Raw genomic sequence first — 5,704 nt, forward strand, 5'->3', positions numbered from 1 at the left:
GGGGTCCCGGCTGGCCGCGCTGGCCGCGAGCAGCACCGTGTCGCCGGTCTTCATCTCGATTCCGTCCAGGGTGTAGTCCGATGTCAGGGTTCGGGCGGGCGGAACGATGGGATAGACGCGCAGCAGCTCCTCGAGCGCGGCCGGTATGGCCTCGGGAGAGGAGCGCAGGTGATGCTGCAGTTCGGGGTGGCGTGCCAGGTGATGGAAGATGACGCTGAGCTGGTTGGTGACGGTGTCCAGGCCGGCGATGAACAGCAGGAATGCGGTGTCGAGCACCTCTTCGGTGCTCAGCGGGTGCCCATCGACGCCGACCGTGATCAGCGCGCTGATCAGATCGTCCTTGGGGTGGGCGCGCCGCTCGGCGATCATCTCCAAGAGGTAGTTGACGACGCTGGTCCCGGCTTGAGCAGAGCGCTCGGCGTCCCCGGAGTGCAGCAGTTCCTGGGTCCATTCGGTGAACACGTCGACTTGTTCGAGCGGAAGGCCGAACAGGTCGAGGAAGACCGACGCCGGCAGCGGCACGGCCACCGCGTCGACGAAGTCGATCTCGTCTCGTCCGGCGACGGCGGCGATCAGATCGTGGGCGCGGGCGCGCACGGATTCGGCCATCGGCCGAATCGCGGACGGTTTGAAGAATGGGCTCAGCAGCCGTCGGTAGCGCAGGTGGTCGTCACCGTCGAGTTCCTGCGGGATCAGCTTGCGTGGCCAGAATTCGTTCAATGGCGGGATCCCGGTGGGGTAGTTGCTGAACACGTCCGGACGTTGGAACGCCTCCCTGACCTGTCGGGAGCCCAGCACGATCCAATGCCCGCCGAGCCGGGAGGACCACAGGATGTCCCCTTCGTCGCGGAGCCTGTCGAACGCCGCGTAGGGATCGGCCAGGACCTCCGCATCGTTGATCATGTCGAAGTCACGCACGAGTTCCGTGGGGATGTGACTGGGTAGCTGATCGGCTACAGGTGACACCATTCTCGGGCCTCCAGTGGTCGTGTCTGAGCCGGGTCATAGATATCATAGGTATATATGAAGTCGGAGCGCAAGCGCCTGATTGCCGTGCGCTCGTAGCGTGTCGGGTAGCAGCCGTAGGTTCACATCGGGCACGGTCTCGTATATCATAGTTATATATGATGGGTCAGCCGTCAGGGTCGAAGGAGCAGGACGAATGGTTGTGTGGCACCCCAACGACACCGACACGGTCAACGCCGTCTTCGACCGGGCCGTGCTCGAGCATGCCGACGACGTCTTCCTGGACTTCGGCGGGACGTCGTTCACCTACGCCCAGATCTCACACCGGGCGGCGCGGACGGCGAATCTCCTGCTGAGTCTCGGCGTGAAGCACGGCGACACCGTGGTGACGTTGCTAGACAACAACATCGACGCGGTGACGAGCTTTCTGGGCATCAACAGGATCGGCGCGATCTGCGTACCGGTGAACACCGCCTACCGTGGGGAGTTCCTGCGGCACCAGATCTCGGACGCCGCGGCCGCCGTGGTGATCGCCGAATCCGACTATGCCGCGCGCGTCATGGACGTCGCCGACGGAGTCGCGGAACTGTCGGTGGTTCTTCACCGGGAGGCGCCCACCGCCACCGTGGCGTCACTGACCAGAAGACCCGGACTCACGGTGCGTTCGCTCGAGGAGGCGTTGGCGTCGCGGGCCACGGTGATGCCCGAGTCCGACGTCCGTCCCGCCGACCTGTCCACCCTGATCTACACCGCCGGGACCACGGGCCCCTCCAAGGGATGCATGATCACCCATTCCTACACGCTGAACATGGCGCGCCAGTATCTCGAGGTCACGACGCGACGACCCGACGAGGTCGCGTGGACGTCACTGCCGTTGTTCCACTTCAATGCCTGGGCCTGCACCGTGGTCGCCACCGCGATGCTGGGATCCACGGCGAGCATCGCCCACCGGTTCTCCGTGTCGGGGTTCTGGCCCGAGATCGAGCGCACGAAGGCTCGGGTGGCCACGCTGCTGGGACCGATGGCGTCGCTACTCGCGCAGGCCGAGGACAGCGCGGCGACGTCCCGGTGCTTCGGGCAACTCCGCGTCGTGCAGAGCAGCCCGTTTCCGCGCGACTACACCACCATTTGGCGCGAGCGGTTCGGGGTCGAACTGGCCGGCAGCAACGCCTACGGCCTCACCGAATGCTGTCTGACGACCCATCACCGGCTGGATCGGCCCGCCCCCGCGGGATCCTCGGGTCGCGAAAACGATGACTATGACGTCCGCATCTTCGACGATGACGACAACGAGGTCCCCGTCGGGACGCCCGGTGAGATCGTGGTGCGACCCAAACGTCCCCACGTGATGTTCGAGGGCTACTGGAATCGGCCGGAGGCCACGGCAGCACTGCTCCGCAATCTGTGGTTCCACACCGGCGATATCGGCCGCTTCGACGCCGAGGGGTTCTTCTACTTCGTCGACCGCAAGAAGGACTATCTGCGCCGTCGCGGGGAGAACATCTCGTCCTTCGAGATGGAGACCGCCTTCCTGGCGCACCCCGACATCGTCGAGGTCGCCGTCCACGCGGTGTATTCGGAGCTGGCCGAGGACGACGTGAAGGTCACCGCGGTGCGCGTCGTCGGCTCGACGCTGACCGAGGAAGAACTCTGCCAGTGGTCGGTGGAGAAGCTGCCGTACTTCGCCGTACCGCGTTACGTCGAGTTCCGCGACGAGCTTCCGAAGAACCCGGTCGGCCGGGTGCTCAAGTACGCGCTGCGAGAGCAGGGACGGACCGAACGGACCTGGGACCGCGAAGCCGCCGGGATCGCGATCAGCAAGAGGTGAGGCTGGACCGGCGGTGCGCGGCGAGCGCCGCGCATCGCGGTGCCACCTAGCGCACCATCCAGTGAATGGTCTTGTGCTCCAGGTACTCCGAGAGTCCCTGGTCACCCCACTCCCGACCGATGCCACTGTGCTTGCGACCCCCGAAGGGGCCGTGCGGGGACAGGTACGGCCCTCCCCCGTTGACGTCCACGTACCCGGTCTGCAGCCGCCGCGCGATGGCGATGGCCTTGCTGGTATCCGCCGACCAGACGCCACCGCCAAGTCCGTAGTCGCTGTCGTTGGCGATCCCGATGGCCTCGTCCTCGGTCTCGAACGGGATGACCACGCCCACCGGCCCGAAGATCTCCTGCCGGGCGATGGTCATGGCATTGTCCACACCGATGAACAGGGTCGGCTCCACGAAGTAGCCGACGTCGAGCCCGTCGGGCCGGCCCCCACCGAAGGCCACGGTGGCGTCCTCCTGGCGACCTCGTGCGATCAGTGCCTCCACCCGCGCCCGCTGGACCGCGCTGATCAGCGGACCCATCGTCACCGCGGGGTCGCTGTGGTCGCCCACCGTCACCGACCCCAACTGATCAACCACCCGCGCCACTAAGGCATCGTGCACCGAACGGTGGACGATCGTGCGGGTGAGCAGTGAGCATCCCTGCCCGGCGTGGGCAGTCATGTTTCGCACCACCTGCTCGGCGACCGCGTCCAGATCAGCGTCGGCCATGATCACGTTCGCCGACTTGCCGCCCAGTTCGAGCACCACCTTCTTCAGACTCTCCGCTGCCTGGGTGTACACCCGACGTCCCACCGCATCGGACCCGGTGAAGCTGACGATGTCGACCATGGGATGTCGGGTGAGGTACTCGCTGGCCTCCGCATCGCCGGTGACGATGTTGAGCACACCCGGCGGCAGGCCGGCCGCCTGGGCGATCTCGCCAAGCACGAACGCCTCCAACGGGGTGTTCGGTGAGGGCTTGAGCACCGCGGTGCAACCCGCCGCCAGCGCCGGGCCCAGTTTGCACATGTTCAGGAACAGCGGAAAGTTGAACGGTGTGATGAGGGCGGCGACGCCGATCGGTTCCTTGGTGACGATGCCCTGTCCCACACCCATACCCGGCTTGTCATAGGGAAGCATCGGCTCGTCGAAGTCAAACCGCGGCAACACCCGCGCGACGAGATCGCGGAAGTGCTCCACAGGCGTCCCTACCTGGAGGAAGTCGGCGAGCATACGGGTGCTTCCAGTTTCGGCCATGCAGATGGCCACCAGGTCCTCGTAGCGACGCTCCAGCTCCTCGGCGAACCTGCTCAGATGCCCGGCGCGCTCACCGACGCTCATCCGCGGCCACGGTCCGTGATCAAACGCGCGCCGCGCCGCCTCGACGGCACGATTCACCTCCGCGGTGCTCGCTTGCGGAACCGAGCCGACAGCACATTCCGTGGACGGGTTGACCGCCGTGACCACCTCACCGCCCGACCCGCCCTCCCAGGCCCCGTCGATGAAAAGTCCGTAGGTCCACTGCGAGATCATCATCGCTCCTCCACGTCACTGCCCGGGCATTCAATGCTAACTAGGTTATATATGACATGGCCAACCGGCAATCGTCGGTGGTCAGCGGTATGCTGCTGGCGAAGTAATTCTGCAGGTTGCATGCGTCCACGACGAGACCGGCCGCCAAGAAGGACGTCATCGCGAACTACGACGTCTTGGTAAACTTGTTCAACTACGAGGGTCGCTCCACCACCCAGCAGCACCGGAGCGAATAAGAGACAAGGGCTCCGCGATGACGCTTCAAGACTACGGATTGACCACACCCGCTTCCAACCGCCGGGTGCCCAAGATCTCGGAGATCGTCGCCGCCGAGCTTCGGCAAAAGATCCTGCGCGGTGAGATCCCCGAGGGCGAGTCGTTGACCCCGGAGTCCGAACTGGTTCTGGAGTACAACGTCTCGCGCCCGTCCCTGCGCGAAGCGCTGCGCCTGCTGGAGTCCCAAGGCCTGGTCGCGATCAGACGAGGGTCACATCGGGGACCGATCGCGGCCAAGCCCGACACCCAACAGGTGGTCAACGCCTTCACGATGCACCTGCAGCTGCGCAAGGGCACCCTGGCAGACATCTATCGATTCCGGATGATCTTCGAACCCGTCGCCGCGCGGATGGCTGCCGAGGCTGCCACGGCCGCCGACGTGACGAGGCTGAAGTCCATTCTCTCCCAGGAGCAGGGGGCGGTGTCATCCGGAACAGACTTCGGCGCGATCGCCTGGCGCTTTCACAGTGAGATCGTGCGCATCTCCGGCAACGTCACCATGTCCCTGCTCGTGGAGACGCTGGAGAAGATCTCGGCCCGGCATGCCTCGAAGATGCTGATGGGGTGGGACGATCAGGAGGAACAGCGTGGCCGCGCCTACCGAGCGCACCGACGTCTCGTGGGTCTCATCGAGCGGCACGACGGCGAGCGGGCAGAGCAGTTCTGGTCCAAGCACATGGCCGAGGTCGGCAAACGGCTTCTCGACAGTGACGACGAACTGAGCCTGATCGAATTGCTCGACTGAGACCTCGACATTCGACGGCGCCCGCTCGTTTAACGTCTCGAGCCGGAATACCTGGTCTGTAGAAGAACTCGCGGTTCGCGTGACACGGCTCGTCATCGATCCCCAATGCCCGGGCAGCGCGCCAGCAGACTCCCCCCGGGGCGATCCCGGGCATTCGAGTTCTGCGGAGTGCACGCCGACCGACACCCAACTGACCCTTGCCCTCATATATAACTATCATTACTATGAGCGATGAGGGTCTGAGACGAAAAGGGGTTCGACGTGAAGGTCGCCGTGGACAACGCAAAGTGCGTGGGGCACGCCCGCTGCCATTTCGCCGCTCCCGAGGCCTTCGATCTCGACGACGACGGATACGCGGTCGTGATCGCCA

5 protein-coding genes are annotated in these 5,704 nt (G+C 65.1%); 3 read left to right on the forward strand and 2 right to left on the reverse strand.

All coding sequences use genetic code 11. The annotated features are described in order from the left end of the window. The coding region (locus VNW74_RS18090) for a cytochrome P450 (RefSeq protein WP_325679241.1) at nt 1–969 on the reverse strand (969 nt) is incomplete at its 3' end. 193 nt (nt 970–1,162) lie between these two features. Here VNW74_RS18090 and VNW74_RS18095 point away from each other — a divergent pair. Next, nucleotides 1,163–2,794 (forward strand): AMP-binding protein, encoded by a 1,632-nt coding sequence (locus VNW74_RS18095; protein ID WP_325679243.1) that lies wholly within the window; start codon nt 1,163–1,165, stop codon nt 2,792–2,794. A 46-nt stretch (nt 2,795–2,840) separates the two neighbouring features. Here VNW74_RS18095 and VNW74_RS18100 read toward each other — a convergent pair whose 3' ends face one another. After that, on the reverse strand, nt 2,841–4,316 hold the full coding sequence (locus VNW74_RS18100) for an aldehyde dehydrogenase family protein (RefSeq protein WP_325679245.1): 1,476 nt from the start codon (nt 4,314–4,316) through the stop codon (nt 2,841–2,843). A gap of 250 nt (nt 4,317–4,566) precedes the next feature. Here VNW74_RS18100 and VNW74_RS18105 point away from each other — a divergent pair, with 250 nt between their 5' ends. Together VNW74_RS18105 and VNW74_RS18110 are read left to right on the forward strand one after the other, a co-directional pair. Next, nucleotides 4,567–5,334 (forward strand): FadR/GntR family transcriptional regulator, encoded by a 768-nt coding sequence (locus VNW74_RS18105; protein ID WP_325679247.1) that lies wholly within the window; start codon nt 4,567–4,569, stop codon nt 5,332–5,334. Between the two features lie 273 nt (nt 5,335–5,607). Continuing rightward, the coding region (locus VNW74_RS18110; protein WP_325679249.1) for a ferredoxin at nt 5,608–5,704 on the forward strand (97 nt) is incomplete at its 3' end.

This window comes from Mycobacterium sp., from assembly GCF_035570115.1.
Taxonomy (GTDB): Bacteria; Actinomycetota; Actinomycetes; order Mycobacteriales; family Mycobacteriaceae; genus Mycobacterium.

Excerpts from the sequence above, each read along its gene's own strand:
- VNW74_RS18095 (WP_325679243.1), top strand. The coding sequence starts at position 1,163 with ATGGTTGTGTGGCACCCCAACGACACCGACACGGTCAACGCCGTCTTC.
- VNW74_RS18100 (WP_325679245.1), bottom strand. The coding sequence starts at position 4,316 with ATGATGATCTCGCAGTGGACCTACGGACTTTTCATCGACGGGGCCTGG.
- VNW74_RS18105 (WP_325679247.1), top strand. The coding sequence starts at position 4,567 with ATGACGCTTCAAGACTACGGATTGACCACACCCGCTTCCAACCGCCGG.